Source organism: Ruegeria sp. N8, from assembly GCF_056531325.1.
Genome location: NZ_JBQFLQ010000031.1, coordinates 1 through 1,178 on the forward strand (window position 1 = coordinate 1; position 1,178 = coordinate 1,178).

General features: G+C 59.3%; 1 protein-coding gene. It reads right to left on the reverse strand.

Annotation, left to right across the window (positions count from 1 at the left end):
* Positions 1-2 precede the first annotated feature (2 nt).
* Positions 3-1,178, reverse strand: a 1,176-nt coding sequence (gene tuf, locus ACR0C5_RS19685; RefSeq protein WP_170356932.1) for an elongation factor Tu, incomplete at its 5' end; no start/stop codon positions are given.

Consider the following 1,178-nt stretch of genomic DNA (forward strand, 5'->3'; position numbering starts at 1 on the left):
GATTACTCAGTGATTTTCGACACAACGCCGGCGCCGACGGTGCGGCCGCCTTCGCGGATCGCGAAGCGCAGGCCCTGCTCCATCGCGATCGGCGCGATCAGCTCAACGCCGAACGACACGTTGTCGCCAGGCATGACCATCTCGGTGCCTTCCGCCAGGGTCACAGTGCCGGTCACGTCAGTTGTACGGAAGTAGAACTGAGGACGGTAGTTCGCGAAGAACGGAGTGTGACGACCGCCTTCTTCCTTGGTCAGGATGTAGGCTTCGGCTTCGAACTTGGTGTGCGGTGTAACCGAACCCGGCTTACACAGAACCTGGCCACGCTCAACGCCGTCACGGTCAACACCACGCAGCAGGGCGCCGATGTTGTCGCCCGCTTCACCGCGGTCCAGCAGCTTGCGGAACATTTCAACGCCGGTGCAGGTGGTTTTCGAAGTGTCGCGGATGCCGACGATTTCAATCTCGTCGCCAACGTTGATCACGCCACGCTCAACACGACCGGTCACAACGGTACCACGGCCCGAGATCGAGAACACGTCTTCGATCGGCATCAGGAACGGCTGGTCAACAGCGCGCTCGGGGGTGTCGATATACTCATCAACGGCCGCCATCAGTTCCTTGATCTTCTCTTCGCCGATTTCAGGGTTGTTGCCTTCCATCGCGGCCAGAGCCGAACCTGCAACGATCGGAATATCGTCGCCGGGGTATTCGTACGAAGACAGCAGCTCGCGGATTTCCATTTCCACCAGTTCCAGCAGCTCTTCGTCGTCAACCTGGTCAACTTTGTTCATGAACACGACCATCTTCGGGATGCCAACCTGGCGGCCCAGCAGGATGTGCTCGCGCGTTTGCGGCATCGGGCCGTCAGCGGCGTTCACAACCAGGATCGCGCCGTCCATCTGGGCAGCACCGGTGATCATGTTCTTGACGTAGTCGGCGTGGCCGGGGCAGTCAACGTGCGCGTAGTGGCGGTTCTCGGTCTCGTATTCCACGTGGGCAGTCGAGATGGTGATCCCGCGCGCTTTCTCTTCCGGCGCACCGTCAATCTGGTCATACGCTTTGAAGTCACCGAAATACTTGGTGATCGCTGCGGTCAGCGTGGTCTTACCATGGTCAACGTGGCCAATCGTGCCGATGTTGACGTGCGGTTTTGTACGCTCAAACTTTTCCTTTGCCAT